This is a genomic window from Paragemmobacter straminiformis, from assembly GCF_014243445.1.
GTDB classification, from domain to species: domain Bacteria; phylum Pseudomonadota; class Alphaproteobacteria; order Rhodobacterales; family Rhodobacteraceae; genus Paragemmobacter; species Paragemmobacter straminiformis.
Genome location: NZ_JACLQD010000001.1, coordinates 884359 through 905912 on the forward strand (window position 1 = coordinate 884359; position 21554 = coordinate 905912).

The 21554-nt window shown below is 65.2% G+C and carries 30 protein-coding genes; 13 read left to right on the top strand and 17 right to left on the bottom strand.

Annotation, left to right across the window (positions count from 1 at the left end; translation table 11 throughout):
• The first annotated feature begins 41 nt into the window (after positions 1–41).
• Together H7F16_RS04095 and H7F16_RS04100 are read left to right on the top strand one after the other, a co-directional pair.
• Positions 42–1046 carry an SH3 domain-containing protein gene (locus H7F16_RS04095; RefSeq protein ID WP_185796251.1) on the top strand — a complete coding sequence of 335 codons (1005 nt, stop codon included), beginning with the start codon at positions 42–44 and terminating at the stop codon, positions 1044–1046.
• Between the two features lie 305 nt (positions 1047–1351).
• Complete coding sequence (locus H7F16_RS04100; RefSeq protein ID WP_185796252.1) at positions 1352–2329, top strand: helix-turn-helix domain-containing protein; 978 nt, start codon at positions 1352–1354, stop codon at positions 2327–2329.
• 265 nt (positions 2330–2594) lie between these two features.
• On the opposite strand, the gene H7F16_RS04105 is transcribed toward H7F16_RS04100, so the two are convergent.
• Positions 2595–3380 (bottom strand): helix-turn-helix transcriptional regulator, encoded by a 786-nt coding sequence (locus H7F16_RS04105; RefSeq protein WP_185796253.1) that lies wholly within the window; start codon positions 3378–3380, stop codon positions 2595–2597.
• A gap of 133 nt (positions 3381–3513) precedes the next feature.
• Between H7F16_RS04105 and H7F16_RS04110 the strand changes: the two genes are divergently transcribed.
• Genes H7F16_RS04110 through H7F16_RS04130 form a run of 5 tightly spaced genes read left to right on the top strand, consistent with a single transcriptional unit; the run spans position 3514 to position 8309 of the window.
• Entirely contained in the window at positions 3514–4647 is a 1134-nt protein-coding gene (locus tag H7F16_RS04110; protein WP_185796254.1) for an ABC transporter ATP-binding protein, read from the top strand.
• 24 nt (positions 4648–4671) lie between these two features.
• Positions 4672–5826: an ABC transporter substrate-binding protein gene (locus H7F16_RS04115; RefSeq protein ID WP_185796255.1), complete on the top strand. Its 1155-nt coding sequence runs from the start codon at positions 4672–4674 to the stop codon at positions 5824–5826.
• Between the two features lie 34 nt (positions 5827–5860).
• Positions 5861–6718: an ABC transporter permease gene (locus H7F16_RS04120; protein WP_185796256.1), complete on the top strand. Its 858-nt coding sequence runs from the start codon at positions 5861–5863 to the stop codon at positions 6716–6718.
• 8 nt (positions 6719–6726) lie between these two features.
• The gene (locus tag H7F16_RS04125; protein WP_185796257.1) at positions 6727–7530 is read left to right on the top strand and encodes an ABC transporter permease; all 804 of its coding nucleotides are present in this window, start codon (positions 6727–6729) and stop codon (positions 7528–7530) included.
• 14 nt (positions 7531–7544) lie between these two features.
• Positions 7545–8309, top strand: a complete 765-nt coding sequence (locus H7F16_RS04130) for an SDR family NAD(P)-dependent oxidoreductase (protein WP_185796258.1) — start codon at positions 7545–7547, stop codon at positions 8307–8309.
• Between the two features lie 130 nt (positions 8310–8439).
• On the opposite strand, the gene H7F16_RS20025 is transcribed toward H7F16_RS04130, so the two are convergent.
• The 14 genes from H7F16_RS20025 to H7F16_RS04195 all read right to left on the bottom strand — a co-directional run bounded on the left by H7F16_RS20025 (position 8440) and on the right by H7F16_RS04195 (position 14185).
• The gene (locus H7F16_RS20025; RefSeq protein ID WP_422121099.1) at positions 8440–8871 is read right to left on the bottom strand and encodes a lysozyme; all 432 of its coding nucleotides are present in this window, start codon (positions 8869–8871) and stop codon (positions 8440–8442) included.
• Positions 8872–8973: 102 nt separating this feature from the next.
• Positions 8974–9351 carry a helix-turn-helix domain-containing protein gene (locus H7F16_RS04140; protein WP_338401951.1) on the bottom strand — a complete coding sequence of 126 codons (378 nt, stop codon included), beginning with the start codon at positions 9349–9351 and terminating at the stop codon, positions 8974–8976.
• A complete protein-coding gene (locus H7F16_RS04145) occupies positions 9348–9560 on the bottom strand; it encodes a hypothetical protein (RefSeq protein ID WP_185796260.1) in 213 nt (70 codons plus the stop codon). The genes H7F16_RS04140 and H7F16_RS04145 overlap by 4 nt, the downstream gene beginning before the upstream one ends.
• Complete coding sequence (locus H7F16_RS04150) at positions 9557–10144, bottom strand: MT-A70 family methyltransferase (RefSeq protein WP_185796261.1); 588 nt, start codon at positions 10142–10144, stop codon at positions 9557–9559. Before H7F16_RS04150 ends, H7F16_RS04145 begins: the two co-directional genes overlap by 4 nt.
• A complete protein-coding gene (locus tag H7F16_RS04155; protein WP_185796262.1) occupies positions 10137–10769 on the bottom strand; it encodes a hypothetical protein in 633 nt (210 codons plus the stop codon). The genes H7F16_RS04150 and H7F16_RS04155 overlap by 8 nt, the downstream gene beginning before the upstream one ends.
• Entirely contained in the window at positions 10769–11221 is a 453-nt protein-coding gene (locus H7F16_RS04160) for a regulatory protein GemA (protein WP_185796263.1), read from the bottom strand. The genes H7F16_RS04155 and H7F16_RS04160 overlap by 1 nt, the downstream gene beginning before the upstream one ends.
• Positions 11221–11547 (bottom strand): hypothetical protein, encoded by a 327-nt coding sequence (locus H7F16_RS04165; protein ID WP_185796264.1) that lies wholly within the window; start codon positions 11545–11547, stop codon positions 11221–11223. The genes H7F16_RS04160 and H7F16_RS04165 overlap by 1 nt, the downstream gene beginning before the upstream one ends.
• 100 nt (positions 11548–11647) lie before the next feature.
• Entirely contained in the window at positions 11648–11998 is a 351-nt protein-coding gene (locus H7F16_RS04170) for a hypothetical protein (RefSeq protein WP_185796265.1), read from the bottom strand.
• Positions 11995–12315: a dATP/dGTP pyrophosphohydrolase domain-containing protein gene (locus H7F16_RS04175; protein WP_206682570.1), complete on the bottom strand. Its 321-nt coding sequence runs from the start codon at positions 12313–12315 to the stop codon at positions 11995–11997. Before H7F16_RS04175 ends, H7F16_RS04170 begins: the two co-directional genes overlap by 4 nt.
• Positions 12316–12319: 4 nt before the next feature.
• Positions 12320–13084: a DUF3164 family protein gene (locus H7F16_RS04180; protein ID WP_338401952.1), complete on the bottom strand. Its 765-nt coding sequence runs from the start codon at positions 13082–13084 to the stop codon at positions 12320–12322.
• Entirely contained in the window at positions 13081–13239 is a 159-nt protein-coding gene (locus H7F16_RS04185; RefSeq protein ID WP_206682571.1) for a hypothetical protein, read from the bottom strand. The genes H7F16_RS04180 and H7F16_RS04185 overlap by 4 nt, the downstream gene beginning before the upstream one ends.
• A 68-nt stretch (positions 13240–13307) precedes the next feature.
• The gene (locus tag H7F16_RS04190; RefSeq protein WP_185796267.1) at positions 13308–13592 is read right to left on the bottom strand and encodes a hypothetical protein; all 285 of its coding nucleotides are present in this window, start codon (positions 13590–13592) and stop codon (positions 13308–13310) included.
• Entirely contained in the window at positions 13592–13723 is a 132-nt protein-coding gene (locus H7F16_RS19815; RefSeq protein WP_277818343.1) for a hypothetical protein, read from the bottom strand. Before H7F16_RS19815 ends, H7F16_RS04190 begins: the two co-directional genes overlap by 1 nt.
• Before the next feature lie 195 nt (positions 13724–13918).
• Positions 13919–14185 (bottom strand): hypothetical protein, encoded by a 267-nt coding sequence (locus tag H7F16_RS04195; RefSeq protein ID WP_185796268.1) that lies wholly within the window; start codon positions 14183–14185, stop codon positions 13919–13921.
• Positions 14186–14273: 88 nt separating this feature from the next.
• On the opposite strand from H7F16_RS04195, the gene H7F16_RS04200 reads away from it, so the two are divergent.
• The 3 genes from H7F16_RS04200 (at position 14274) to H7F16_RS04210 (ending at position 17310) form a co-directional block, all read left to right on the top strand.
• Positions 14274–15017: an XRE family transcriptional regulator gene (locus H7F16_RS04200; RefSeq protein WP_338401954.1), complete on the top strand. Its 744-nt coding sequence runs from the start codon at positions 14274–14276 to the stop codon at positions 15015–15017.
• A gap of 31 nt (positions 15018–15048) precedes the next feature.
• The gene (locus H7F16_RS04205) at positions 15049–15363 is read left to right on the top strand and encodes a hypothetical protein (protein ID WP_185796270.1); all 315 of its coding nucleotides are present in this window, start codon (positions 15049–15051) and stop codon (positions 15361–15363) included.
• Between the two features lie 612 nt (positions 15364–15975).
• Positions 15976–17310 carry an Nramp family divalent metal transporter gene (locus tag H7F16_RS04210; RefSeq protein ID WP_185796271.1) on the top strand — a complete coding sequence of 445 codons (1335 nt, stop codon included), beginning with the start codon at positions 15976–15978 and terminating at the stop codon, positions 17308–17310.
• On the opposite strand, the gene H7F16_RS04215 is transcribed toward H7F16_RS04210, so the two are convergent.
• The gene (locus H7F16_RS04215; protein ID WP_185796272.1) at positions 17307–17762 is read right to left on the bottom strand and encodes a phosphatase domain-containing putative toxin; all 456 of its coding nucleotides are present in this window, start codon (positions 17760–17762) and stop codon (positions 17307–17309) included. The genes H7F16_RS04210 and H7F16_RS04215 overlap by 4 nt on opposite strands.
• A gap of 73 nt (positions 17763–17835) precedes the next feature.
• Between H7F16_RS04215 and H7F16_RS04220 the strand changes: the two genes are divergently transcribed.
• The 3 genes from H7F16_RS04220 to recR are packed head-to-tail and all read left to right on the top strand — an operon-like array spanning position 17836 to position 20557.
• Positions 17836–19590, top strand: a complete 1755-nt coding sequence (locus H7F16_RS04220) for a DNA polymerase III subunit gamma/tau (protein ID WP_185796273.1) — start codon at positions 17836–17838, stop codon at positions 19588–19590.
• Positions 19591–19601: 11 nt separating this feature from the next.
• Positions 19602–19955 carry a YbaB/EbfC family nucleoid-associated protein gene (locus tag H7F16_RS04225; protein ID WP_185796274.1) on the top strand — a complete coding sequence of 118 codons (354 nt, stop codon included), beginning with the start codon at positions 19602–19604 and terminating at the stop codon, positions 19953–19955.
• A complete protein-coding gene (gene recR / locus H7F16_RS04230; protein WP_185796275.1) occupies positions 19955–20557 on the top strand; it encodes a recombination mediator RecR in 603 nt (200 codons plus the stop codon). Before H7F16_RS04225 ends, recR begins: the two co-directional genes overlap by 1 nt.
• 164 nt (positions 20558–20721) lie before the next feature.
• Here recR and H7F16_RS04235 read toward each other — a convergent pair whose 3' ends face one another.
• Complete coding sequence (locus H7F16_RS04235) at positions 20722–21480, bottom strand: DUF1013 domain-containing protein (protein ID WP_185796276.1); 759 nt, start codon at positions 21478–21480, stop codon at positions 20722–20724.
• Positions 21481–21554 lie beyond the last annotated feature (74 nt).

Sequence of the window (21554 nt, forward strand, 5' to 3'; positions counted from 1 at the left end):
TGCCGGAACAGTCGGCCAAAGCCCTGCATCAGGAGAAGCCGATGCCTTTTGCACCCGCCCGTCCGACTCTGGCCGCAAGGTCCGTTCCGGCCCTCGCCCGGTCGCTGGCCCTGTCACTGGCCCTCTCGCTCGCCCTGTCGCATCCCGTCTTGGCGCAGGCCGAAACCGTGGCGGCCGATGCGCGCGGAACCCTTCTGACCGGCAGCCTCAGGGGTGACGAAACCGATGAATATTCCGTTGCCGCCGAAGCGGGACAGACGCTTTCGGTCGACCTTGCGACATCGAACGCCAGCCTCTCTTTCAACATCCTGCCCCAAGGCGGGGCCGAGGCGCTGTTCGTCGGCTCGACCTCGGGCGCTGTCGCCGACATTCCGCTTCCCGCAGCCGGAACCTATGTCGTGCGGGTCTCCCTCATGCGCAACGCGGCGCGGCGCGGCGAAAGCGCCGACTACAGCGTGTTGATCGGGCTTGGCGGCGCCGATTTCGCCGATGGTCTGGCGGGCGGCCCCGACTGGTGGGCCGTCTCCGGCGTGACAGGTGGCGCGCTCAACATCCGCTCGGGCCCCGGCACCCGCTACCCCGTCACCGGCAAGGCCCAGAACGGCGAGGTGATGCAGAACCGCGGTTGCCGCATGTCGGGCGCGACCCGCTGGTGCAGCGTCCGTGTCGACGGATCGGGCGTGCAGGGCTGGGTCGCGGGGCGCTATCTGGTCGAAACCGCAGCCCCGATGGCCGCCGAGGTGCCCCCGGGCGGGCCCAAGGGCAACGGCCTGCCCTTCGACGCCACCGGAGAAATCCCCTGCGCGGCCAGCGGCGACACCTTGGCATCCTGCCCCTTCGGCGTGGTCCGCGACGGCCCCGGCAATGCCGGCGTCTGGGTCGTGCTGGACGATGGCACCGAACGCGCGATCCTGTTCGAGGGCGGCAAACCCGTATCGGCTGACGCGCCCGCCGATGTCACCTTTGACAAGTCGGGCGACATGTTCCGGATCCGCATCGGGGCCGAACGCTACGCCATTCCCGAAGCCGTGGTGAACGGCGGCTGACAGCGCCTTGCATGGCGACAGGCCCGTGGCTGTCTGTCGGCGTCACGATTCGCCCATAAATTGTGCAATCGCCGAAGGCAGCCGTCAGGTCGCACCGCCCCACAACCAAGGCGAGAGCCTTTCGGCAAAAAACACGTGCATTTCGCGAAACCTGCTGAATAATAATGGTTAATATCACCTGCCCGTTTTTCCGGCTGGCCGCGCCGCGCAGCGATCACCGCCACGGGCAAGGCGCGTAACACGTTGCGTATTTTCAGGTTTCCCGTTGTCCGCACATCCGTTTCGACGTCACGAGGCATTTTCAGGTGATCGAGTCCCCCGCCCAGTTCCGGATGCATCGCGCCTACGGGCGCGACATGGACCCCGCGCGCGGGTCCGTCATGTTCACCGAAACCCTGCGCCTGTCGCTGCTGTCCGAACGCGGGATGATCACCACCGAACTGCTGACCCTCGGCGACACCGGCATCACCCTTGGCCGCGTCCGCTCGACCGGGCACGAGGTCGCGCTTCGCGAAGCCGAAACCGTCACCTTCCTCTTGCCGCGATCCGGCAGGCTCGACATCGCGATCCGCGATCGCGACTACAGGGTGTCATCCGGCAACTTCATGGCCTTTCGCCCGACCGAACGGCGCACCCGGTCGACACCTGATGCCACGGGCCTTTTCCACGCCGCCACGCTGCAAATACCGATGGCCCGCCTGCGCGAACTGGCACAGCGCGACGGCACATCGGCCGACACTGCCTTTGTCCTCGACGGGGCAAAGGTGCAGGGCGACACGGGCCGTTTCCTCGCCCGCACCCTTGCGCAACTCTGTCAGGACCTGTTCCAGCGCCCGCCCGAATTCCTGCCCGCCAAGATCGTCTCTGCGATCCGCGTCATGATCGACGACACCCTGTCCGAGATGATGGGCGACGCCCCGCCGACACAGCCCTCGCGGCGGACCCTTCCGGCCTTTCACCGTGTCCGTCAGGCCGAAGAGATCATGCACCTTCACAGCGACGACCCGCTGTCGATGGTCGAGGTCGCCCGCACCCTCGGCGTCAGCCTGCGCAGCCTGCAACTGGCCTTCAACGAGGTCTATGGCGGTCTCAGCCCGCGCGATGCGCTCAACCGCATCCGTCTGCACAAGGCGCGCCACCGCCTGCTTGCGGCCGATGGCGCGGATATGGTGACCAAGGTCGCGCTCGACAGCGGCTTTTTCCATCTCAGCCGCTTTGCGCAGGCCTATGCCCGCACCTTTGGCGAAAGGCCCAGCGAAACCCTCGCCCGCCGCCGCGCCTGACGGCCCCGCGCTGGCCCATAGCACTGGCCAACCCGCACCTTCGGCCCCGCAACCGCCCACGAGGACAGGACAAGTCGCGGGGCCATCACTCTTTACGATGCGAAATCCGCGCGGGTCCGGACCGGACCGGGGCGACCCGCCCTTCGATGACCGCACTGCCGCAGGGGCATCCGCGCCCGCATGGCAACAGGATTCCGCAACGCGGGCAGGGCCACTATCCACTATACGAAAGGCGTGGTCATTTGGCCGCCCTCCGGCCAGCCGGTCACCGCAGCGACGACAGGGTCGAGATGAAGCGCGAGAACAGCTCGCCCTGCGATCCGATCTGCAACTTGGTGTAGATGTTGCGCTTGTGAATGCGCACCGTCCCCGGCGTGATCCCCATCGCCTGCCCCGTCGCCTCGGCGGAATAGCCCTTGAGCGTGTATTCCACCACCTCGGTCTCGCGCGCCGTCAGCAGGTTGCGCCCGAGGCTGCGAAAGGCGTGGTCGATCAGCGAGGTCAGCGCAGGCCCCGAACCGGCCGCCGGCCCGTCCTCGAACTGCCGCGCCAGATCCGACCAGTTGCGCCGCGCCACGGCAGCGACGAAGGGCAGCACCGCCGCAAGGTCACGAAACTCGCGCGCGGTAAAGGCCCGCGAGCTGCGCATCGCCGAGATCACCACGCTGACCCCTTGGCCCGCATCGACCATGAAGCCGATTTCCTCGGCCAGTTCGGTCTGGATGTAGTAATTCCGGAAGTATTCGCCCTGATAGAAACGGTCCGGCGCCAGATCGCGCAGCCGCACGATGCGGGGCAAGGCCGTGGTCGTGGCGTTCAGGTAGAACGGGTCCAGCAGATAGGGACCGGCCTGATAGTCGGCCACCATCACCTTGCGCTTCCAGTCCGGAAATTCGTCATGCAGCGCCAAGGGGCGCTGGTCGCCGCGATAGGCAAAGGTGACGCTATGCTCGAAAGGCGCGATGCAGCGCAGCGCGCCGACCAGTTCGGGCGCGAATGCGGGGCTGTTCAACGCCTCCACGACGCGGGCGCTTGCCACGTGCCAGTCCATCTGCCTCGTTCCGCCCCTTTTGCCCCGATCTATGCCTTTTAGGGTATATACAGGCTTTGCCGCCCTTCATAGGCTGAAGGCCACGAAAGGAATAGGCACCCGCGCGTGCCCAATCACAGGGAATGCCCGCCAGATGACGGCTCCGACCCGAGGCGAAGACGAAAGCCAAGCGCCCGTGATCGCCGAATTCGTCGATACGACGAAGCGGTTCGGCGACATCGTGGCGGCAGAGCGGCTCAACCTGCAAATCCGGCGGGGAGAGTTCCTGTCCTTTCTCGGCCCGTCCGGCTGCGGCAAGACGACGGCGCTGCGCATGCTGGCCGGGCTTGAAACCCCGACCGAAGGGCGCATCCTGATCGACGGGCAGGATATGGGCGACGCCCCCGCGCACCGCCGCCCCGTGAACATGGTGTTCCAGCAATACGCGCTCTTTCCGCATATGACGGTGGCCGAAAACGTGGGCTACGGCCTGCGCCAGCGCCGCCCGCGCATGGACCGCGCCGAAATCGCCCGCCGCGTCGACCGCGCGCTTGAAACCGTGCGCCTTTCGGACTTTGGCCCGCGCCGCATCTGGCAGATGTCGGGCGGCCAGCAACAGCGCGTGGCACTGGCCCGCGCCATCGTCAACGAACCCAAGGTGCTGCTTCTCGACGAACCGATGGCCGCACTCGACGCCAAACTGCGCGGCGAGATGCAGATGGAACTGCTGTCGCTGCAACGTGTGCTGGGCATCACCTTCATCCTTGTGACCCATGACCAGCAGGAAGCCCTGTCCATGTCGGACCGCATCTGCCTTATGGGTCAGGGGCGCATCGTGCAGATCGGCACCCCGCGCGACCTTTATGACCGCCCCGCCAACCGCTACGCCGCCGGTTTCGTCGGCAGCGCGAACATGCTCGACGCCACAGTGCAATCGACCGCCGACGGTCAGGCCCGCGTCGCGCTGGCCGACGGATCGTCGGTCACGGTCTTTTCTGCCGGCGACCGCGCGGCGGGCGACAGGGTGGCCATCGCCGTCCGCCCCGAAGCCCTGCGCCTCTCGGTCTCGGACAGTGTCGACGCGGGGGCCACGGGTTTTGCCGCGACCATCACGCACAAGACCTTTCTCGGCGAACATATCGAATGCCTGCTGCATCATCCCGTGCTGGGACAATTGCAGGTCAACGTGCCCAGACAGGCCGAAAGAAGCCTGCCGGGTGCCGACGTGGGAAGAACCGTCCACGTCCTCTGGGATCACGGCAGCGGCCTGATCCTCGGTCAAGACTGACACCTCCAACAAGGGAACGGACACATGCAAGACGACAAGGCTCCGATCACGCGTCAGAAGTTCATCGAAGAGTTGCTCCGGTATCGCAAAGGGTCGGTCACGCGACGGCATTTCCTTGGCGTGACGGGCCTTGGCACCGCCATGGCCGTGATGGGGGGCGCCATGCCTCTCTTGTCACCGCGCCGCGCCTTTGCCCAGGACATCGGCGGCGAGGTGGTGCTGGCCACCTGGCCCAACTACCATGACCCCGCCAACTTCGACGCCTTCGCCGCCGAAACGGGGGCCGCCGTGCAGGTCAACGTCTTCGGCTCGAACGAGGAGATGCTGGCCAAATTGCAGGCGGGCGGCTCGGGCTGGGATGTGTTCGTGCCCACCAACTACACGATCACCACCTATGTCGATGCCGACCTGATCGAACCCCTGGACCTGTCGAAACTGCCCAATTACGACGCGGCCGCGTTCGAGGCGCGCTTTGCGGATGCGGGCACCGTCGGCGGCAAGCTCTATGCCGTGCCCAAGAACTGGGGCACCACCGGCATGGCCTGGGACAGCAGCAAGGCCAAGGCCCCCTTCACCAGCTGGAAGGAATTCTTCGACGTCACCATGACCGATTTCTCGGGCCGGACGATGGTGCATGACTACCAGCTCACCACCATCGGCAACGCGCTGAAATACTTCGGCTATTCCTTCAACTCGATCGACGCCAAGGAACTTGCCGACGCCGAGAAGCTGCTGATCGACGTCAAGCCCCACCTCTTCGCCATCACCTCCGACTACCAGCCCGCCATGCGCAACGGCGACGCGTGGCTGACCATGTGCTGGACCGGCGAAGGCAAGCAGCTCAACCGCGACATCCCCGAAATCCAGTTCGCCGTGGGCAAGGAAGGCGGCGAGATCTGGTCGGATTACTACGCCATCCCCAAGAACGCCCCGCACCGCGACGCGGCCTATGCGCTGATCAACTACCTGATCGACCCGCAGGTGAACGCGAAAGAGGCGCTGGCCCACGGCTTCCCGGTCGCGGATTCGCGCGTCAACGCGCTTCTGCCGCCCGAGCTGCTGGCCGACCCGATCCTGCACCCCGCCGCCGAATTGCTGAACGCGCTCGAATTCGGCGCGGCGGTCACCCTGACCGATCCGAACCGTGCCGAGCTTATGGCGCGGTTCAAATCGGCCTGAGGCAGCGGCGCGGCAAAGGGGAACGGACAGGACGATGGCGATCTCGCGGCACAAGGCGCGGCTTTTGCTGCTGGGTCCGGCAGGGCTGTGGTATGCGGCCCTGCTGGTGCTGCCGCTTGCCGTCGTCCTTGTCTATTCCTTCGGAGAACGCGCGGCGGCGGGCGGATACGCCCCCGCCTTCACCCTTGCGCAATATGCCAATCTCGGCAGCCGCTGGGCCGCCTTCAAGAACACGCTGGTCCTTGCCCCCGCCGGCACGCTGGCCGCGCTGCTGATCGCCTATCCGCTGGCCTATTTCCTTGCTGTCCGCGTCAACCCGAAATGGCGCACGGCGCTTCTGGTGCTGGTGATCGTGCCCTTCTGGACCTCGATCCTGATCCGCTCCTACGCCTGGATCTACCTGCTCGGCGGGCGCGGCATCCCGACACTTCTGGCCGACCTCGGCCTTGGTGACTGGCGGCTGATCAACACCCCCTTCGCGGTGCTGGTGGGCATCGTCTACGGCTACCTGCCGCTGATGGTCTTTCCGGTCTATGTCAGCCTCGAGAAACTCGACAAACGCCTTCTCGAAGCGGCAGCCGACCTTGGCGCGCCGCCGTGGCGCAGCTTCCTGCAAGTGACGCTGCCGCTGTCGCTGCCCGGCGTGGCGACGGGGTCGATGCTCGTCTTCATCCTTTTGATGGGGGAATACCTGATCCCGCAGATGCTTGGCGGCGGAAAGGTCTTTTTCGTCGGCAACGCGCTGGTCGATCTGTTCCTGCAATCGCGCAACTGGGCCTTTGGTTCGGCCATGTCCGTGACGCTGGTTGCAACCATGCTTGTCGTGGTCACGCTTTACATGCGCTTCCTGAAACGCATCGGCGCGGCCCGCGACGACATCGGCGTGATGTAGGGGGCCGCATGCGCATTTACGCCACGCTCGTCTACCTGTTCCTGTACCTGCCCATCGGGATCATCGCGCTGTTCAGCTTTTCGGCAGGCCGCTCGGCCAGCCAGATGCAGGGCGTCTCGGTCGTCTGGTATGGCAAGGCGCTGTCCAATCCCTTCGTGATCGACGCGCTCAAGACTTCGGCCTCGGTCGCCCTCACCTCGGCGGTCCTCGCCTCGGTTTTCGGCACGATGGCGGCCCTTGCCCTGACCGGCATGAAAGGCCGCCTGCGCGTGCTGTTCGACGCGATGGTCTACATCGCCATCATGATCCCCGGCATCGTGATCGGCATCGCCACCCTCATCGCGCTTGTCACCGTCTTCGACAGCGTCAACCCGTGGCTCGAACCGCTGACCGGCTACCGCCTGTCGATGGGCTTTGCCAGCCTGACAGCCGCGCATGTCCTGTTCACCATGTCGCTGGTCATCGTCATCGTCCGCGCCCGCATCGAGGCGATGGACCGCAGCCTGATCGAGGCCTCGTCGGACCTCGGGGCAAGCCCCCTCGCCACCTTCTGGCAGGTGACGCTGCCGCTGCTCTTTCCCGCCATCCTCGCGGGCTTCCTGCTCGCCTTCACCTTCAGCTTCGACGACTTCATCATCGCCTTCTTCGTCGCAGGCTCTGAAACCACGCTGCCCATCTACATCTTCTCGTCGATCCGCCGCGGCGTGACGCCCGAAATCAACGCCATCGGCACGATGGTCATGGCCACCTCGCTGCTGCTGCTCGTTCTGGCCCAGACGATGCTGCGGCGGGCCGGCACCTCCAAACAATGACAGGAGCGCACCCCATGTCCGGATGCCTGCAATCACGCGTCGTTCTGGTGACGGGCGCAGGCTCGGGCATCGGGCGGGCAGGGGCGATCGCGATGGGCGGCGAAGGTGCGACCGTCATCGTGACCGACCTCGACCCCACCCTTGCCGAGGCAACCGCCGCCGCCATCCGCGCGGACAGAGGCAAGGCCGAAGCCCTGCCCCTCGACGTGCGCGACGATGCCGCAATCGACGCCGTCGTCGCCGATATCACCGCCCGCCACGGACGGCTTGATGTGGTGCATTCGCACGCGGGCATCCAGATCGCCGGAAAGCTGGAAGAGGTGAGCCCCGCGCAGATGGACCTGTCTTGGGCGCTGAACGTGCGGTCGCATTTCGTGCTGTCGCGCGCCGTGCTGCCGCAGATGCGCGCGCAGGGCGGCGGGTCGGTCATCATCACCGCCTCCAATTCCGGCTGCCAATACGACCGCGGCATGATCTCTTATGCCACGACCAAACACGCCGCCGTCGCGATGGTGCGCCAGATGGCCGCCGACTACGCGCGCGAGAAGATCCGCTTCAACGCCCTGTGCCCCGGTTTCGTGGACACCCCCTTCAACGCAGGGTTCGAACGGCAGATGGGCGGGCGCGCGGCGCTCGAATCCTACATCAGCGACACCATCCCGATGGGCCGCTGGGCCACGCCGCAGGAAATCGCCGACGGCATCGTTTTCCTCGCATCGGACCGTTCGTCCTTTGTGACCGGCCTCGCGCTGGTCATCGACGGGGGCGAAATCCTCTAGCCGCCCGGCCGCCTGCCGCGTCGATCGGGAGGGCGTGCTGTTCTACCTCGACCCGCCCTATTGGGGCTGCGAGGACGACTATGGCCGGACCCTCTTCAGCCGCGAGCGGTTCGAGGATTTGGCGGGCCTTTTACGGGGCCTTAAAGGCCACTTTATCCTGTCGCTGAACGACTTGCCCGAGGTGCGGGAATGCTTCGCCGGATTGCAGATATCCGAGGTCACCACGACCTACACCATCGCGGCCGGCGCGGCCCAAGGCGGGCGGCGCGAGCTGCTGATCAGCAACTGGAGGTTGCCTTCGGCTGCCTGCGTCGAACTCCCACTGATTGGCGCGGCCCATCACGGCGTTGACCGTCGGCTCGTAATTCTTCGCCAAGGCCTGCTCTGTCATGACCCGGGCCTGATCGAGGGTGATCTGCATGCGCGGCCCGACCTTGCCCACACCCGCGGCGCTGGTGATGCCGGGGCCGATGGTCCACTTGCCTGCGGGACAAAGATACGACCGAAGGACCATACCGTCTTCGAGTTCGAGAGCGGCCAGACCCTTCTGTGACGTGCGCATGAAAAATCCCCGCTGAGCGGGGCTTCAACCCCCGGTTTCAGGGGTCAGGATGCAATGCGAATTTCGGGAAATTAGCCCGCAACGGCGTGCGGGGTGGCGAAGTCAGAAGAGACGCATCTGGCGGCTGTCGGGGGCGGCATCGGTGCTGGCGGGGACAGCGGCAAGCCAGCGGCGCACGGCCACATCCGACGCGTGCAGTCTGCGTGCAATTTCTGCAACGGGCAAGCCCTGAGATTTCCAGAGCTGCGCAAGCCACGGTTTGGGCATCGGAACGCGGCGGGGCAGGTGGACGCGGTCGGCCAGATCGGCCAGACGGCGGGCAGTCTCGACCCCCAGCTCGCGCTCGACCATGCCGCGCCCTTTGGGATCGCGGGCGATGTAAAGCTCGGCCCCGCCGAAGGCCACAAAGAACCGGACGGCCTCATCCTCGCCAAGGGCCATGACATAGGGTTCAACATGGGCGGGGGGACGCACGGTCACGACCGCACCTCGCGCTGCAGCGAGTTGACCTTGGCCTTCAGCATCTCGATATGGCTGCGAAGCCCACGCTGTGCCCGCTCGTTCTTCAGGACCTCGCGCTGGAATGCCTCCTCCAGCACACGCAACCGATCGAAGAGGTGGAGGATGGCCACCTGCTCGGGGTTAAGCGTCAGGGCCCCCAACGGCGGGAATTCGGGGCGCTCCGTCATGCCACGCCCTCGAACTTGCCCGCCTCGTTGCCCCAACCCGCCCAGCCCGCGCGCGGCTGGCGGCTGAACAGCTCGATCCTCTGCGCCTGTGGCATCAGCGCCTCGGCCGCTGCAAAGGCCTCGTCCGGCTTCCGGCTATGCTCGCGCTTCGGCGCCATCACGACCGACCGCACGCATTTCTCGGTGCGGGGCGCGCCTCGTGTGGCGATCAGGAAGGGCTCGCCCGCGTTTCGCAGCAGATAGCCGGTGCCGAAGGCGAGCTTCCCCGCCGACTTCGCCGTCTTCACCCAATGCCCGCCTGTCTTGTACTCGAACCCCCACGCCTCGATCACCTGCAGCGCGGCGGGCAGCATCGGCGACACCGCCCAGAGCCACAGCAGGCAGTTTTCAGCGGCAAGGATCGACACGGGCAGGGCGGCGATCTCGTCGAGGGTCATGCATTCGTAATGTGCCTGCGGCGCGCGCTCGTAACCCTTGGGGCTGCGCATCTCGTAGGCCCAAGGCGGGTCGGCCATGATCATCTGGAACCCGCCAGCGGGGCGGCGGTCGATGAACTGCCGCGTAACGATGCGGGGGTCAGCCATACGCTTCAACCTGCAAGGTCTTTAACTTGTACGATGCCGTGCCATCATGTCGGGGCGAATCGTTCTCCGGCGTCATAGAAAAGGAACACCGACCATGGATTTTGATGGCATTGTCAGCAGCACGCAGGCCGTGGTCGGTCTGGTTGGCGGAGGCATCGATCTTGCCAAAAAGATTGGCGGCGTTCTGAAGAGCGAAGGTGAAAAAGTCGACCCGCAAACCGCTGAGCTCTTGAGACAGCTTCAAGAACAACTCGTCGAAACAAAGCTCGCGCAGATAAACCTTCTCGATGTCCTGCTCAAACACAGAACTGAGATGGCTCAGGCTGATCGCCGCGCCGAAATGATGCGCGATTACGTGCCGTTCCATACTCCGGAAGGTGCGATCGTCCTTGCCGCCAAAGACGCCGTGAATGGTTCGCCGTCGCACTACCTTTGCCCACAATGCGCGGAGCATGGCGTTCGGACATTCCTGCAGCCGGCCGGATCGGGCAAACGGTGCCATCCGTGCCAGGTCTTTTACGACTTCGAGCGGGAAACCCCCATTCGCAGAAACCGCACTGGAGACTACTACTGAGCTCGAGGCAAGTGCAGGGGCCAACTCTGGGTCGGCCAAACGATCAACCATCACCGCGCCTCCACCTTGATGCCCGCCCGCGCACACATGCCCTTCAGCGCCTCGATCACCGATGCGATCTGCTTCCAGTCGCGCATCTGGTCGACGTCGATCGGGACAGCGCCCCAGCTCTTCTCGAAGCGGGCGCGGACAAAGGCGTTCAGCCCCTCGGCCCCCGGCACGGCGACGGCACCGGCATGGACCAACTTCGACCAGAGCACATGGCAGAAGCGCACGTCGCTCCGGCTGGCAAAGGGGCGCGGGGCGCGGGCCTTGGTGCCCTTGGCCTCGGGCTTGAACCCGCGCGCCTTCAGCGCATCGACCACCGCCTCCAGTTCGGTCGTGGAACAGGCGCGCAAGCTATCCTTGCCCACGACCTGCAGCGTCAGGTCGCGGCGGGTTTCCTCGTCGATGCCCAACTGCCGACAGCCGACATGGATCTTGCGGATGACGGATGCCGACATCACAAGGCCTCCGTCTTGGTCGGCAGGGCAGGCTCCGCCGAGGGGCGGAACATGCACAGGAACGCGCTGGTCTGCACATCGGTGACCTCGGCGCGCTGCAGATGCATCAGCCACGTCCGGTCGATCAGGCGGACCGCATTGTCGTTGGGCGCGGGCCAGGCGACCAAACGCAGCCCACGTACGACTACGCCTGCATCCAAAGCCGCATTGACATCAGCCGGAGTAGCAAAGGGCAGCGCCACCAGTTCGAATTGGGCGCGGCGGCTTGGCGCAAAGTCGGGATGAAGATAGACGCGGAAAACGCGAAGAGGGATCAACTCGGACACTGTGTAACCTCACTGTCAGCTGGGCTGGAAAGGACCCCCCGACCGAAGCCGGGGGCAGTCATGGGAGGTTGGCGCGGATGGTCCGTCGCGCCGCCGGTTGTCAGTCTACGGTGGCGGGCATCGGATGGCCCGTCAGCGCGGCGTCGAGCTCGTCGCCGGTCAGACCGAACGACCTGCACAACCGCCGCCGGATGGCGGACAGGTCCGCACTGGACGGCACGCCGCCGATCCAATGCCGCCGTGCGGTCTCGACCGCCGTATCGAAAGCCAGCCGCAGGCCACGCGTGACCATCTCGGCATCGTCCGACGACAGGGTCGGGTCGAGGTCGCGAACAGCCTGCACCGCCCGCGCCGTCGCCAGCTGGTGAACCGTCGCCGCGTCCCGATGATCAGGCGTCGGCTTCGGGATCAGGTGGCGCACCTCGCGGATGAAGTTACGGCGGGCCATCATGCACCCGCCCTTTCCGCAAGGTGCTCGCGCGCCTCGCCTTCCTTGGGTTCCGGCCACAGGCGGCTCTGGTTCACCGCCAGTTTGATGCGGATGGCCTGCGCCAGCCGCTCGTCGCTAATACCGGCACGGCGCTGCATGTCCCACATCAGCATCTGGCAATCGGCCAGTTCCATGACGTCGGTCGGGTCGGAGGCGAACTCCAGCGCTTCCTTCGACAGGTGCTTGGCAGGGCCGATGGCCGAGACTTTGCCGAAGGTCTCCTCCGACCACTTCGCATGCTCCTCGCGCAGCATGGCAAGACGGTTTTCGGTGTTCATGCCCTCACCCCCGCGCCAGATCGATGGTGATCGGCTGCCACGGCGCGTCCTGCGTGTCGCGGCGGTAGAGCCGGACATAGGACTTCGAACCGACGATCCGCATGGCGTCGCGGATGGCCTGCATCGCGGCCTTCCAACGCGGGTCCTCGATCTCCAGCCGCAGCAGCATGAAGATCTCCGACCGGTTCACCTTGCCCGGCTTGTCTGTGTTGAACGCGCGGGTGACGATCATGCGCAACTCGTCGCGCGCGCCGGCCGCCCATTCGTTCATGCACTCGTCGAGCAACTCCTTCGCGGTCTGAAGCTCGGGGCCGAAGTCGATGTAGTCGGCGACCTGAACGGTCACCTTGAACAGGCCGTCATGGGTCATCAGGGTCTTGTTGCCCTTCTTTCCACCGACCGTCGCGCCGTATTCCTGCGCCAAGAGCGCCTCGAACCCGCCGATGTCGTCGAAGGTGTGACCGAGGAACCGGCTGACCTGTTCCGAGAGTGCGATGCCGTAGCCGGCCACTTTGCGGACCAGTTCGTCCTGCAGAAGGTGCTGCGGTTTGATCAGGGACACGGCCAGACGGTGCCCTCCGGCAAGAAGGTGCAGGCTTCCGTCCTTCTTCTGGCGAATATGGATTGGGTCCTTGATCCCGAATTCCTTTGCCGACTCGAGGATCGAATTGACCCCAGCCTCGGTGACGGGGCGCATGCGATCCTTGACGATGATCTTTGCGCGCTCGACGCGCGTCAGAACAGGCTCGGGGATTTCGTTACTCTTCACAGGGTCGGCTCCTTCGTCATGGTGTAGAAAAACCGCCGCGCGCCGTTCACCACGCGGGGCTGGCAGATGATCTCCGCGCCGTGCTGGCGCAGCTCGGCGACACAGGCGTTGACCGCCATGACACCTGCCCTCCGCACGATCTGGCGTGTGGTCACGGGCTTGCCCTCACGCAACACGCGAAGGACCTTCTGCAGGCGGGGCGAATGAAGCGGGGCTGCGTTCATCATGACGGCTGATGCCCCCGACCGTTGCAGCGCCCGCAAAGCCGGTTGTGGATGCCGTCCGACATGAATTTGTTGCCGCAACACATGCAGCTTCGGGTCCCGCGCTTCTTGCGGGCGTCGGCCTCGCGCTGCTTCGTGGAACGCAGGTTCTCGACGTACTCGCTGCTCGGGCTCCACGGCGACACCTGGCGCCCATCCGGCCCGAACACGGCATAGCCCTGTCCCATGCGATATCGAATGTCGAACTGGTTCGGCTTGGGCTTGCTATAGGCGACCGAGGTCATCAGACACCCCCGCCCAGACCGAGGGTCACAAAGACCGCCACCGTCAACAGGATCAGTCCGCAGACCGCTTCCAGCACTTCGCTGGAGGACATGCGGGCATAGACCTCAAAGCACTCGCGGATCGATTGCATCGGAACCACCTACACACTCACGCCCCGCAACATGCGGAGCGGACAAATCGGAAATCCGGCACATGCCGGCATCGACAGCGCGGACTGCCATAGCGGCATCCCCTTCGCTGATCAGATGATGGACGAACGCGCCCCGCTCTTCGGGCGACATGCGCGCGACCAATGCCAAAGCGATGAGGCGGGGACCGACGGCCATCAGGCGGCGCGCCCCTGCTCGCGGGTCATCCGGCTGCGGTACAGAAGGGCGAAAAGGTCCGGCCCGATCTCGGCAATCATCTGGGCGCGCAGTTCGCGCGCCTTGGGGCCGTTCCAACCGCCAGTGGCAGCCAGCTTGGCATTCGTCGGATCGACGCCGTGGGCCGCGCTCCACTCCTTAAGGTTGGTCCCGAACACACGGAGCGCCCCGAGGAACGTATCGTAGAAGATCGTGCCGGGCTGAAGCGAGGGGGCGGAGGCTGTCATACTGTTCTCCGTTAGGATAAACTTCGCGTAACGTAGTTTGCGTTCACGTTCACTTTTGAACGTTAAATGCGATCTAGTCAACTGGGGCGTGCGTGCTTTGAACGTTTTTTACGGTCAGCGGCTTTTGGAGTGGCGAAGAGCGTCTGGCTTGAGCCAGCGAGCACTCGCCTCCGCTCTAGGCGTGAGCCAAGGTTTTATTGGCGATATCGAGAGTGGGCGGTCAGCGCCGTCGCGCAATTTCCTGCAAGCCTTGAGCGAGCATTTCAGGGTCAATCCGGCGTGGATTCTGGAAGGCCGCGAGCCTCAAATCTTCGAGGACGGCCCCGGATTTTCGTCCGACGTTGGCCGAATCGCACCCCCTCAAAAGGGCAAGCCGCTGGCCGGTCATCTGACCATCGACGGGCAGGATTTCAGTCTGATCACCCGTCACAAAGCGCATGTTTCGGCTGGAAAAGGCCTCGCCGCTGTTGACGGATTGGAAAAAGACGGTCTCGCCTTTTCGAACAGTTGGCTCCTTAAAGCCGGTCTTGTCGCCGATCTCTCCGCCTTGGTCCGCGTTCGCGGCGACAGCATGTCCCCTGCCATACCCGACGGCGCGACCGTTCTGGTCGATCTCCGCGGGATCACGGCCGAGCAGCCCGGCGTCTACATCTGCATCCTCGACGACGACGTCTTTGTGAAGCGTGTCCACCAGCTGCGCGATGACAAGACTGTCGTCGGCCACGTGCTCGTATCGGACAACCCCCAATATCCGCCAGTTGTGGTCTCCGGCCGAGACAACTACCGATTGCGAATCGTCGGAAAGGTCGTGCTCGCGATGCACACCGTGTAAGGTTCAACCGTACCCAGTTCAGGAGTTACCCGTGCGTCACGCCTCTGCTCTCTGCCTTTGCCTTTTCACCATCTGCCTCTCCTGTGGTGCCAAAGCCGCCGATCTTGATTGCAAGGACATCGCCTGGAAGGCGCGGCTCATCATGACCGCTCGTCAGATGAACGGCGACATCGTGAAATTGACCGCCGATACCGAGCGGGAAGGCTGGCCCTTCGCCCGAGAAATGATTCTCGAAGCATACGCGCTGCCGCTGGAGACCAAGGCCGAAAAACAGCGCCCGACTGGCGCTATGGAGGCTTTCGGTAACGAGTGGGGTCGCCGCTGCCTCGCAGGCGAACTGGATTGAATCGCTTCCCACTTCGCTATGGTCACAACCGCACTCTGATAGACAAGCATTTATCGTCTTTTCAGTGGCTTAAGGCCTAACTGGGAAGCGCGGCACGAACTTTCCACCCGATTTCCCATTTCCGCCGGATCGTTTGCATGTTCGCTGGGCATAATCTGCCGCTCGTCAAAGCGGTTTGTCTCAGTATTTCAACGGTTTATGCCGAACATGCAACCGTCCGTCCGATCTTGCAGCCCCATTTGCATGTTCTGGCCTCCGCGAACCGTCGCTTTTCCCGTTCAACCCGTGGCAAGCGGTCGTGAAAACCCCTGTTTTCCTTGGCTTTAAACGGCCCTTTTCGGCTAGTCGGCAGCCCGCCCGCCACATCGGCGTTCAGCCGTCGCACCATGCCGAGTGCAACTTTCCCCGCGCCGCCGTCACCATCCACCAGCAACCCGCTAACCCTGCGGCCTGCCACGCTTTTTCAGACAATCCCACCCATTCTCGGATGTTCCCGCGTCACTGCAGATATGTCTGTCAACGCACAGGCAGATTCCCCCTTTTGCCGCCATTGACCTGCGGGCCGTGCGGCCCCATAGTAACAATGATAATCATTCGCAAAAATGGACGGACATGACGCAACCAACCCCAGGCTGGCGCAGTGGCAGCGAGACCCCCTCGCTTTCCGAGGTGTTCCGCAGCATCGCGGTGCCGACGGGCCGCTCTTCCTTCCGCAGGTTCTTTGCCTTCATCGGGCCGGGCTATCTGGTAGCCGTGGGCTACATGGACCCGGGCAACTGGGCGACCTCGCTCGCGGGGGGGGCGAAGTTCGGCTACACGCTGCTTTTCGTGGCGCTCCTGTCCAACATCATGGCGATCCTGCTGCAATCGCTCTGCGCCCGCCTTGCCATCGCCTCGGGACGCGATCTTGCCCAAGCCTGCCGCGATGCCTTTCCGCGCTGGGTCTCTGTCCCGCTCTGGCTTCTGGCCGAGGCCGCGATCATCGCCACCGACCTTGCCGAGGTGATCGGCACCGCCATCGGCCTGAACCTGCTTTTCGGCATCCCACTCGAAATCGGCGTGTTCATCACGGCGGCCGACGTGTTCCTGATCCTCTGGCTGCAAAACCGCGGCTTCCGCTATGTCGAGGCCTTCATCATCGCCATGCTGGGGGTCATCGCCGCCTGTTTCTTCATCCAGATCGCCATGGCCGATCCCGACTGGAACGCCGTGATCCTCGGCTTTGCGCCGTCGATCGAAATCGCAACCAATCCTGAAATGCTCTACATCGCGCTCGGCATCATCGGCGCGACGGTCATGCCGCATAACCTCTACCTGCATTCCGGCATCGTGCAGACCCGCGCCTTCGGTCAGGCCCCGTCCGAAAAGCGCCAGGCCCTGCGCATGGCGACATGGGACAGCACCATCGCCCTGATGTTCGCGCTGACGATAAACGCCTCGATCCTGATCCTCGCCGCCGCAACCTTCCACGCCTCGGGCAATACCGAGGTGGTCGAGATCGACAAGGCCCACGCCCTGCTCTCGCCCCTGCTTGGCGGGTCGCTTGCCCCCATCCTCTTCGGCCTTGCGCTGCTCTGCTGCGGGCTGAACGCCACGATCACCGCCACGATGGCGGGCCAGATCGTGATGGAGGGCTTCATCCGCTGGCGCATAAGCCCCGTCGCGCGCCGCCTGATCACCCGCGTCTTCGCCATCGTTCCGGCCATCGCCGTGATCCTGTGGTGGGGAAGCGAGGGGACGGGGCGGCTTCTGATCCTGTCGCAGGTCGTGCTGTCCTTCCAGCTTCCCTTTGCCATCGTGCCGCTGGTCATGTTCACGGCCAGCCGCAAGAAGATGGGCGACCTCGTGGCCCCGCGCTGGCTTACGGCTCTTTGCGCCCTGATCGCGGTGACGATCATCGCGCTGAACCTGAACCTGCTCTGGTCGGTGGCGACGGGCGGCTTCTAGGCCCGCGCCGCCCAGGCAAATTGCGCGTCCGTTTCCACCGCGCAGGGCCGCACCCCGCGCAGACGCGCAAGCGCGGCGGCAGGTTCTTCGCCCGCATCCACCATAAGCCGCAACACGGCCGCCCCCGACCGCCCGCACCCGCCCATGCAATGCACCAGCACGCGGCCACCCCGCGCGAGGGTCGCTGCGATTTCGGGCGCGACCGCATCCCAGCCTGCGTCCGGCACCCCGTAGTCCGCCACCGGACAGTGCAGCCACGCCACCCCTGCCGCGCCCAGCGCCCGGCCCATGCCGCCCGCGCCGACGCGCTCCATCTCGGCGGCGGTGGTCATGGAAACCACCAGCGCGGGCCCCCAGTCCAGCCATGCCGCCAGATCGCCCGCAAAGTCCCCGCCGCGCCCGGCACAAGGCGCAACCATCACCGCGCCGCCCCCCACCGACAGAACCGCCATTTCCCCTCCTTCGGGTTTACGCCGCCCGCGCCCCGCCCTACTGTGACCGCTGATTCAGGTGAAAGCGGTTCCCATGTCCGAGACCACGGAAAAAGCCTATCAGGTGCTTGCCCGCAAGTATCGCCCGCAAACCTTTGCCGACCTCATCGGCCAAGAGGCGATGGTCCGCACCCTGAAGAACGCCTTCGCCGCCGACCGCATCGCCCATGCCTTCGTGATGACCGGCGTGCGCGGCGTGGGCAAGACGACGACCGCCCGCATCATCGCCAAGGGGCTGAACTGCATCGGCCCCGATGGCACGGGCGGCCCCACGACCGAACCCTGCGGCACCTGCGAACCCTGTCGCGCCATTGCCGAAGGCCGCCACGTCGACGTGATGGAAATGGACGCAGCCTCGCGGACCGGCGTGGGCGACATCCGCGAGATCATCGACTCGGTCCACTATCGCGCCGCCTCGGCCCGCTACAAGATCTACATCATCGACGAAGTGCACATGCTTTCCACCAGCGCCTTCAACGCGCTGCTGAAAACGCTCGAGGAACCCCCGGCGCACGTCAAATTCATCTTCGCCACCACCGAAATCCGCAAGGTGCCCGTCACGGTCCTGTCGCGCTGCCAGCGCTTCGACCTCAAGCGCATCGAACCCGAAGTGATGATGGCCCATCTTACCCGCGTGGCATCGGCCGAAGGCGCGACCCTCGCCCCCGATGCGCTGGCGCTGATTACCCGCGCCGCCGAAGGCTCGGTCCGCGATGCCATGTCACTGATGGATCAGGCCATCGCCCACGGCGCGGGCGAAACCTCGGCCGCGCAGGTCCGCGCCATGCTCGGCCTTGCCGACCGTGGCCGCGTTCTCGACCTGTTCGACCTTGTGATGACCGGCGATGCCGCAGGCGCGCTGTCCGAACTCGCCGCGCAATATGCCGACGGTGCAGACCCGATGGCCGTGCTGCGCGATCTGGCCGAAATCACCCATTGGGTCTCGGTTATCAAGATCACGCCCGATGCCGCGAACGACCCCACCACCCCGCCCGACGAACGGACGCGCGGGCTCGACATGGCCGAAAAGCTGCCGATGCGGGTGCTGTCGCGCATGTGGCAAATGCTGCTCAAGGCGCTCGAGGAGGTGCCGCTTGCCCTCAACGCCATGATGGCCGCCGAAATGGCGGTGATCCGGCTGACCCATGTGGCCGACCTTCCCGACCCCGAAACCCTGATCCGCAAGCTGCAATCACAGCCCATGCCCTCCGGTCCCGCAGGCGGCGCACCCGCAGGCGGTGGCGGTGGCGGCGGCGGCATGGTCCACGGCGCTGCGCGGATGGCCCCCGCCGGCCCGATGCGCGGCCCCGTGATGCAGGGCGGACAGGCCCTCGCACTGGCCGAAGACCAGCTTCAGGTCTACGCAACCTTCGATGCGGTCGTGGAACTGATCCGCCAGAAGCGCGACATGAAACTGCTGTTCGAGGTGGAAACCAACCTCCGCCTCGCCCGCTATTCCCCCGGCCGGATCGAATTCCAGCCCACGGGTGACGCCGCCCCCGACCTTGCCGCACGGCTCGGCCAACGGCTTCAGGGCTGGACCGGCGCGCGCTGGGGTGTCTCGGTCGTAAGTGAGGGCGGCGGCGCCACCCTTGCCGAAGAACGCGACAAGGACCGTTTGGCCGCCGAAGCCGAAGCACAGGCCAACCCGCTGGTGCAGGCGGTGCTGGCCGCTTTCCCCGGCGCGAAGATCACCGAAATCCGCACCCCCGAAGCCCTCGCCGCAGCCGCGCTGACCGAAGCCCTGCCCGAGGTCGAGGATGAATGGGACCCCTTCGAAGACAGTTGAAAGGACGAACGATGCTGAAAGGTATCCCCGGTCTCGGCGCCTTGGGCGACATGGCCGGAATGATGAAAAAAGCGCAGGAAATGCAGACCCGCATGGCCGAGATGCAAGAGCAGCTCGCCAATACCGTCGTCATGGGCGAATCCGGCGCCGGCCTCGTCAAGGCCCGCGTCACCGCCAAGGGCGAGGTGACGGGCCTTGATATCGACCCCTCGATCCTCGTGGCTTCCGAGAAAGAGGTCGTCGAAGACCTGATCCTCGCCGCGATCAAGGACGCGCAGGTCAAAGGCCAGCAACGCATGTCCGACGAGATGCGCAAGATGACCGAATCCCTTGGCCTGCCTGCCGATATGAAGCTGCCCTTCTGATGGCCGATGACGCCCCGCGCGAGATCGAGGCGCTGATCGACCTCATGGCACGGCTGCCGGGGCTTGGCCCCCGCTCGGCCCGCCGTGCGGTTCTCACGCTGTTGAAAAAGCGCGGGCAACTCATGGCCCCCTTGGCGCAGGCGATGGCGAACGTGGCGCTCACCGCCCGCGATTGCGTCGTCTGCGGCAATATCGGCACGTCGGACCGCTGCGCCATCTGCACCGACGACCGCCGCGCAACGGGGGAAATCTGCGTCGTGGAAAACGTCGCCGACCTTTGGGCGATGGAACGGGCCGGCGCGTTCAAGGGCCGCTACCATGTGCTGGGCGGCACGCTTTCCGCGCTCGACGGCATCGGGCCGGACGAGTTGCGCATCCCCGCCCTCACCCGCCGCATCGCCGACGAAGGCATCACCGAGGTCATTCTCGCCCTCAACGCCACGGTCGACGGGCAGACCACCGCGCATTACATCGCCGACAGCCTGTCGGGCAGCGGCACCAGCATCACCTCGCTGGCCCAGGGCGTGCCCATCGGGGGCGAGCTGGACTATCTCGACGACGGCACGATCGGCGCGGCACTTCGGGCGCGGAAACGGTTCTGAAGACGCGAAATCTGACGCAGATTTCGCGCCGTTTTTTGGCGCAAAAAACGCCCCCACCCCGCGCGCCCGGAATTTGCGTCAAATTCCGTCCCGTTTTCTGCGTCAGAAAACGCAAAGGCCCCGACCGTGGTCGGGGCCTTGTCCGTCTCGGGTCGGGGCAGCACTCAGCGGCGGCGGGTGCCTTCGCCCTCGTCCTCGTCCTCGTCATCCTCGTCCGCGGCGGGCAGGTTGAAGAAGCTTTCCGCATCCGAGAAGTCGGCAGGCTTCTCTTCCCGCTCGGTCCGCGCGAATTGCTCGAGTCCCGAAGGCATCTTCGGCTCGGTATCCATGCCCAGCGACTGCTCGGTCGACACCAGCTTGCGCCGCTCGTCATCGGTCATCACGGTGCCTTCCGCGGCCTTCTTGCGCGCGGCAGCCTGCACGGCGGCGTCAAGCTCCGACTGGCGGCACAGGCCAAGCGCCACGGGGTCGATCGGGTTGATGTTGTTGATGTTCCAATGCGTCCGCTCGCGGATCGACTGGATCGTCGGCTTGGTCGTGCCGACCAGCTTGCCCACGGCCCCGTCCGACAGTTCGGGGTGGAACTTCACCAGCCACAGAATGGCCGCCGGACGGTCCTGACGCTTCGACAGCGGCGTGTAGCGCGGGCCACGGCGCTTTTCCTCGCCCACGGCGGCGGCGTTGAACTTGATCTTCAGCTTGTAAAGCGGATCGGCCTGACCGCGTTCGATCTCGACCGCGTCGAGCTGGTTGTTGCCGACGGGATCGAACCCCTTGACGCCGGTCGCCACATCACCATCGGCGATGCCCTGCACCTCAAGCTCGTGCATCCCGCAGAAATCGGCGATCTGGCGGAAGGACAGCGTCGTGTTGTCGACCAGCCAGACAGCGGTGGCCTTGGCCATGAGCGGCTTCGTCGTCATCTGGGGCTCCTCTACAATATCTCTCAAGCGCCGGGAACTCGGCTGCGGCCTGGGCCGCCTTTCCACGATTTCGG

What these genes read in the sequence shown, in the direction of transcription:
- H7F16_RS04095 (WP_185796251.1), top strand. Translation starts at nt 42, where the DNA reads ATGCCTTTTGCACCCGCCCGTCCGACTCTGGCCGCAAGGTCCGTTCCG.
- H7F16_RS04105 (WP_185796253.1), bottom strand. Translation starts at nt 3,380, where the DNA reads ATGGACTGGCACGTGGCAAGCGCCCGCGTCGTGGAGGCGTTGAACAGC.
- H7F16_RS04110 (WP_185796254.1), top strand. Translation starts at nt 3,514, where the DNA reads ATGACGGCTCCGACCCGAGGCGAAGACGAAAGCCAAGCGCCCGTGATC.
- H7F16_RS04115 (WP_185796255.1), top strand. Translation starts at nt 4,672, where the DNA reads ATGCAAGACGACAAGGCTCCGATCACGCGTCAGAAGTTCATCGAAGAG.
- H7F16_RS04120 (WP_185796256.1), top strand. Translation starts at nt 5,861, where the DNA reads ATGGCGATCTCGCGGCACAAGGCGCGGCTTTTGCTGCTGGGTCCGGCA.
- H7F16_RS04125 (WP_185796257.1), top strand. Translation starts at nt 6,727, where the DNA reads ATGCGCATTTACGCCACGCTCGTCTACCTGTTCCTGTACCTGCCCATC.
- H7F16_RS04130 (WP_185796258.1), top strand. Translation starts at nt 7,545, where the DNA reads ATGTCCGGATGCCTGCAATCACGCGTCGTTCTGGTGACGGGCGCAGGC.
- H7F16_RS20025 (WP_422121099.1), bottom strand. Translation starts at nt 8,871, where the DNA reads ATGCGCACGTCACAGAAGGGTCTGGCCGCTCTCGAACTCGAAGACGGT.
- H7F16_RS04145 (WP_185796260.1), bottom strand. Translation starts at nt 9,560, where the DNA reads ATGACGGAGCGCCCCGAATTCCCGCCGTTGGGGGCCCTGACGCTTAAC.
- H7F16_RS04150 (WP_185796261.1), bottom strand. Translation starts at nt 10,144, where the DNA reads ATGGCTGACCCCCGCATCGTTACGCGGCAGTTCATCGACCGCCGCCCC.
- H7F16_RS04155 (WP_185796262.1), bottom strand. Translation starts at nt 10,769, where the DNA reads ATGGTTGATCGTTTGGCCGACCCAGAGTTGGCCCCTGCACTTGCCTCG.
- H7F16_RS04160 (WP_185796263.1), bottom strand. Translation starts at nt 11,221, where the DNA reads ATGTCGGCATCCGTCATCCGCAAGATCCATGTCGGCTGTCGGCAGTTG.
- H7F16_RS04170 (WP_185796265.1), bottom strand. Translation starts at nt 11,998, where the DNA reads ATGATGGCCCGCCGTAACTTCATCCGCGAGGTGCGCCACCTGATCCCG.
- H7F16_RS04175 (WP_206682570.1), bottom strand. Translation starts at nt 12,315, where the DNA reads ATGAACACCGAAAACCGTCTTGCCATGCTGCGCGAGGAGCATGCGAAG.
- H7F16_RS04190 (WP_185796267.1), bottom strand. Translation starts at nt 13,592, where the DNA reads ATGACCTCGGTCGCCTATAGCAAGCCCAAGCCGAACCAGTTCGACATT.
- H7F16_RS19815 (WP_277818343.1), bottom strand. Translation starts at nt 13,723, where the DNA reads ATGCAATCGATCCGCGAGTGCTTTGAGGTCTATGCCCGCATGTCCTCC.
- H7F16_RS04195 (WP_185796268.1), bottom strand. Translation starts at nt 14,185, where the DNA reads ATGACAGCCTCCGCCCCCTCGCTTCAGCCCGGCACGATCTTCTACGAT.
- H7F16_RS04210 (WP_185796271.1), top strand. Translation starts at nt 15,976, where the DNA reads ATGACGCAACCAACCCCAGGCTGGCGCAGTGGCAGCGAGACCCCCTCG.
- H7F16_RS04215 (WP_185796272.1), bottom strand. Translation starts at nt 17,762, where the DNA reads ATGGCGGTTCTGTCGGTGGGGGGCGGCGCGGTGATGGTTGCGCCTTGT.
- H7F16_RS04220 (WP_185796273.1), top strand. Translation starts at nt 17,836, where the DNA reads ATGTCCGAGACCACGGAAAAAGCCTATCAGGTGCTTGCCCGCAAGTAT.
- H7F16_RS04225 (WP_185796274.1), top strand. Translation starts at nt 19,602, where the DNA reads ATGCTGAAAGGTATCCCCGGTCTCGGCGCCTTGGGCGACATGGCCGGA.
- recR (WP_185796275.1), top strand. Translation starts at nt 19,955, where the DNA reads ATGGCCGATGACGCCCCGCGCGAGATCGAGGCGCTGATCGACCTCATG.
- H7F16_RS04235 (WP_185796276.1), bottom strand. Translation starts at nt 21,480, where the DNA reads ATGACGACGAAGCCGCTCATGGCCAAGGCCACCGCTGTCTGGCTGGTC.